Source organism: Bathymodiolus heckerae thiotrophic gill symbiont, from assembly GCF_900128515.1.
In the GTDB taxonomy this organism is placed as follows: Bacteria; Pseudomonadota; Gammaproteobacteria; order PS1; family Pseudothioglobaceae; genus Thioglobus_A.
Genome location: NZ_FQTP01000074.1, coordinates 1 through 4,468, shown reverse-complemented (window position 1 = coordinate 4,468; position 4,468 = coordinate 1). Strand labels below are relative to the sequence as shown.

Here is a 4,468-nt window from a genome sequence, read left to right as displayed (position 1 = left end):
GCCGGCGGATGTTTCTGGTGTGTTGAAGCTATTTTTCAGCGTATTGAAGGCGTTAGTGGCGTGGAATCTGGCTATTGTAATGGCCAGGTTAAAAATCCAACTTACCAAGATATCTGTACAGGAGTATCTGGCCATGCCGAAGTGGTAAAGATTGAATTTGATGAGTCTTTAATAACGTTTAAGCTGTTGTTGGAAGTATTTTTTGCCACGCATGATTCAACCACACTTAATCAACAAGGTAACGACAAAGGTACTCAGTATCGCTCTGCTGTGTTTTATATAAGCGTTGATCAACAAGCACAGACCAATCAATTTATTCAAAAAATGAATGCTCAAGTGGTTACTGAAGTAAGTGCATTAGATGTGTTTTATCCAGCAGAGGATTATCATCAGAATTATTTTAATAATAATTCAAATCAACCTTATTGTACGGCACTAATCACGCCTAAAATCAACAAATTTTTTGCTAAAAAACCATAAAATACACCTTATGAACGATCAACAATTACTTAGATATTCTCGACAAATAATGCTGCCAGAAGTGGGTATAGAAGGTCAAGAGGCATTACTCGGCTCAACCATGTTGTTAATTGGTATGGGTGGTCTTGGTGCACCAACTGCACTTTATTTAGCTGCTGCAGGTGTGGGCCATCTTATCATTGCTGATTTTGACACGGTAGAATTGTCTAACTTGCAGCGTCAAATAATTCATCACACGAACGATATTGGCAAGTTAAAGGTTGATTCTGCCAAACAAAAAATGCAGGCAATTAATCCAACTATTAAAATCACCAGTGTAAGTGATCTTGATGAAAATAATTTAGCTAAATGGGTGGGGCAGTCTGATATTGTTTTGGATGGTACTGACAATTTTGACACACGCTTTAAAATCAACCAAGCTTGCGTGACATTAAAAAAACCATTGGTATCTGCAGCAGTTATTCGCTTCGAAGGCCAGCTTAGTGTTTTTAAAGGTTATGAAGTTGATCAGCCGTGCTATCAGTGCTTATATTCAAAAGAAGGTAATAGTAATGAAAACTGTACTAACAATGGAATTTTGGCACCTGTAGCAGGCGTGTTAGGAACTATGCAAGCATTACAAGCTGCCAAAGTGGTGCTAAATCTTGGCGAGCAGTTGCTTGGCAAATTAATGATTATTGATGCGCTAGATCTTAGTTTTAGATCGGTAAAAATTAGCAAAGATGCTAATTGTCCAGTTTGCCAGTCAAGCTAATTTTTAACATAAAAAAAACACAAAAATTGTTAGACATCGCTGTATAATTGTCGCAATTAATTATTTAATTAAAGTATTTTTAAGTTGTAGCATCTTACAACGGATATTTTAAGATTTTCTAGGAGTAGAATATGAGCGGACAAATGCAAAGACCTAAGGTTCCTACAGGCGTAGTTGGTCAAGAGGGTAAACACCAAGTGACAACAACTCAAAACAGAAACAAAGATGGCGAAGTAGAGCCAGGTTTTCATGTTGGTTATACAACTGAGTGGAGTTCTGTTCAAACTGAAGTTCCTTACGAGACTCCTAAGCAGCCATAATTTTTAATCAGATTATTGCAAGAAAAGCCGCATTTATGCGGCTTTTTTTATTGCCTAATTTTTGCCATTGTTAAAATTTTCTAAATTTATATTGGCAAGCTAGTTTAAGGTCATGTTTTGAGTGTAAATAGCCATTTTTAGCTAAATAGTGGTTACTTATATCAGTATTTTGACTAATTTGTATGTAAAAGTATCCTTATTAACTCTAATTTTCATTATTTATGATATTTTTTTAATAATATTTTGGTTGAGTGGTCGTTTTTTTTAGCTAATTTTAATTTGACTAATTTTGCTATAATAATGACCATATTTTTAATTTAATAAATAAGTATATGAGTTGGTGGGGAAAAGCAATCGGTAGTGGCCTCGGGTTTATGATGGGAGGCCCACTAGGTGCAATTATTGGCGCTACTTTTGGACATCGAATTGATCAAGGGTTGGGTGGCGAACGTATCGGTATTGGCGATACAGAGCGTACACAAGTAGCATTTTTTACGGCTACATTTTCAATCATGGGTTATTTGGCTAAGGCTGATGGCAAAGTCTCAGCGTCGGAAATATCTATGGCTGAGCAGGTGATGACTAATATGCGTCTAATGCCTGAGCAAAGAAAAGCAGCCATCTCTTTGTTTAATCAAGGCAAGCAAGATGATTTTCCGATAGCTGATATTCTACTGCAGTTTCGTCGTGAGTGTCATCGTCGTAGTAATTTATTGCAAATGTTTTTGGAGATTTTGATCTCTACTGCATTGGCCGATGGCGTGTTACATGCTGATGAGAAAAAAGCACTTTATTATGTGGCACAACAACTGGGTTTTAATGCAGTACATATTGATCAACTAATTAAAATGGTTGGCGCTCAACAACATTATGCAGATTCTGCTCAGCAAACAAGCGCAAGTATTGATGACGCTTATGCAGTTTTAGGTATTGAATCTTCAGTAACCGACGGGGAAATGAAAACCGCCTATCGTCGTTTAATGGCTCAGCATCATCCTGATAAGTTGGTCTCTAAAGGCTTGCCAGAAGAAATGATTCGATTAGCTACAGAAAAAACTCAAGAAATTAATGCCGCTTATCGACAGATTAAAAAATCAAGAAAGTCACAATAAACCCCTTTTTTATTAGCAGATATATACTTTGCCAATTTGTAAAATGAGATAAAATAATTCTAAAATTCACAAGGAAAATTATGTTTGATAAATCACAAACTTTAGCCATCGTAGACGTTGATATTGCCAATGCAATTATTGCAGAAGAGATGCGCCAAGAAGCACACATTGAATTAATCGCTAGTGAAAACTACACCTCACCTGCGGTGATGGAAGCGCAAGGTTCTCAGCTAACTAATAAGTACGCAGAAGGTTATCCTGGAAAGCGTTACTACGGTGGTTGTGAGCATGTAGATGTAGTTGAGCAATTAGCTATTGATCGCGCCAAAGAATTATTTGGTGCAGATTATGCCAATGTGCAGCCGCATTCTGGCTCTCAGGCAAATGCTGCAGTTTTCCAAGCATTGTTAGTGCCGGGCGATACCATTTTGGGTATGAGTCTTGCACATGGTGGTCATTTAACACATGGTGCAAAGCCTTCATTTTCTGGCAAAAACTTCAATGCTATTCAGTATGGCTTAGATGAATCAACCGGTGAAATTGACTATGCTCAAGTTAAGGCATTGGCAAAAGAACACAAGCCAAAAATGATTATTGCAGGTTTCTCAGCGTATTCACGTGTGGTTGATTGGCAGAAATTTAGAGATATCGCTGATGATATTGGCGCATATTTAATGGTTGATATGGCGCACGTTGCTGGCTTAATTGCAACGGGTGAATATCCATCTCCAGTAGCTATTGCTGATGTGACCACCACAACAACTCATAAAACACTTCGTGGCCCTCGTGGTGGTTTGATTTTAGCTAAAGCTAATGAAGAAATTGAAAAGAAATTAAACTCTGCGATTTTCCCGGGCATTCAAGGTGGTCCGTTAATGCATATCATTGCAGCGAAAGCAGTTTGCTTTAAAGAGGCAATGAGTGATGACTATAAGGCTTACCAAAAACAAGTTAAGGTTAATGCGCAAGCAATGGCAAAAACTTTTATTGAGCGCGGTTTTGATGTAGTTTCTGGCGGTACTGACGATCATTTGTTCTTAGTAAGTTTTATTGATCAAGGATTAACTGGTAAAGCAGTTGACGCAGCGTTAGGTGCAGCACACATTACCGTTAATATGAACGCAGTACCAAACGATCCACAATCACCATTTGTAACCAGTGGTATTCGCGTTGGTACACCAGCGGCGACAACACGTGGATTTGATGAAACTGATTGTGCTAATCTTGCTACATGGATTTGTGATATTTGTGATGATCTTGATAATCAGTCAGTGATTGATGAAGTGCAAGCTAAAGTGATAAAACTTTGTGCGGCACATCCAGTATATAAATAAAGTAAATTTAGGGGGGGGATGCGCTGTCCATTTTGTCAATCTGATGATACCAAGGTATTAGATACTCGTTTAATTGATGATGGATCACAAGTGCGTCGTCGTCGTGAGTGTACTTCTTGTGGTGAGCGCTATTCAACTCGTGAAACCGTTGATTTAAACCTTCCACGTTTAATTAAAAGCGATGAATCTCGTGAATCTTTTAGTGAAGAGAAACTACGCTCTGGTTTATTAAAAGCCTTAGAAAAACGCCCAGTTAAAACTTCTCAAATCGAAACGGCAATTCAGCGTATAGAGCGCAAGTTGATGACTCAAGCTGAGCGTGAGGTGTCTTCAGCCAAAATTGGCGAATGGGTAATGGAAGAACTTAAAGCGCTTGATGAAGTGGCTTATATTCGCTTTGCATCTGTGTATCGTCAATTTCAAGACATTGAAGCCTTTAAAAATGAGATTGATAAACTCATGAGTAAG

General features: G+C 38.1%; 6 protein-coding genes. All 6 read left to right on the top strand.

The features are described from left to right. Positions 1-480: peptide-methionine (S)-S-oxide reductase MsrA (gene msrA, locus BTHERMOSOX_RS08360; RefSeq protein WP_138120631.1), on the top strand; the 480-nt coding region annotated here is incomplete at its 5' end. Between the two features lie 10 nt (positions 481-490). Then, positions 491-1,234: a HesA/MoeB/ThiF family protein gene (locus BTHERMOSOX_RS08355; protein ID WP_138120627.1), complete on the top strand. Its 744-nt coding sequence runs from the start codon at positions 491-493 to the stop codon at positions 1,232-1,234. A gap of 131 nt (positions 1,235-1,365) precedes the next feature. Then, complete coding sequence (locus tag BTHERMOSOX_RS08350) at positions 1,366-1,554, top strand: hypothetical protein (RefSeq protein WP_138120626.1); 189 nt, start codon at positions 1,366-1,368, stop codon at positions 1,552-1,554. A gap of 332 nt (positions 1,555-1,886) precedes the next feature. Beyond that, on the top strand, positions 1,887-2,666 hold the full coding sequence (gene djlA / locus BTHERMOSOX_RS08345; RefSeq protein WP_138120625.1) for a co-chaperone DjlA: 780 nt from the start codon (positions 1,887-1,889) through the stop codon (positions 2,664-2,666). Between the two features lie 80 nt (positions 2,667-2,746). Then, a complete protein-coding gene (gene glyA, locus BTHERMOSOX_RS08340; protein WP_138120624.1) occupies positions 2,747-4,000 on the top strand; it encodes a serine hydroxymethyltransferase in 1,254 nt (417 codons plus the stop codon). An 18-nt stretch (positions 4,001-4,018) separates the two neighbouring features. Beyond that, the coding region (nrdR, locus tag BTHERMOSOX_RS08335; protein ID WP_138120623.1) for a transcriptional regulator NrdR at positions 4,019-4,468 on the top strand (450 nt) is incomplete at its 3' end.

Excerpts from the sequence above, each read along its gene's own strand:
- BTHERMOSOX_RS08355 (WP_138120627.1), top strand. The coding sequence starts at position 491 with ATGAACGATCAACAATTACTTAGATATTCTCGACAAATAATGCTGCCA.
- BTHERMOSOX_RS08350 (WP_138120626.1), top strand. The coding sequence starts at position 1,366 with ATGAGCGGACAAATGCAAAGACCTAAGGTTCCTACAGGCGTAGTTGGT.
- djlA (WP_138120625.1), top strand. The coding sequence starts at position 1,887 with ATGAGTTGGTGGGGAAAAGCAATCGGTAGTGGCCTCGGGTTTATGATG.
- glyA (WP_138120624.1), top strand. The coding sequence starts at position 2,747 with ATGTTTGATAAATCACAAACTTTAGCCATCGTAGACGTTGATATTGCC.